At 54.1% G+C, this 231-nt stretch carries 1 protein-coding gene; it reads left to right on the forward strand.

The features are described 5' to 3' along the window. Positions 1-231 (forward strand): transposase (locus LZ463_RS28985; RefSeq protein WP_241459796.1); only part of this gene is annotated, 231 nt, incomplete at both ends.

Raw genomic sequence — 231 nt, forward strand, 5'->3', positions numbered from 1 at the left:
TTCCTGCAACAATGGTTCAACCTGTCAGATCCGGCCGTCGAGGAAGCCTTATACGAATCGGTATCCATGCGCAGCTTTGCCAATATTGACTTGGGCAATGAACCCGTGCCGGATGAAACAACAGTATGCAAATTTCGGCACCTGCTGGAGCGCCATGGCCTTGGCAAGCGTATCTTCGAAGAAGTAGGCCGTCACCTGCAAGAGCGGGGAATGAGGGTGTCGGGCGGTACT

Origin of the sequence: Undibacterium paludis (assembly GCF_022568815.1) — a bacterium.
GTDB lineage: Bacteria > Pseudomonadota > Gammaproteobacteria > Burkholderiales > Burkholderiaceae_D > Undibacterium.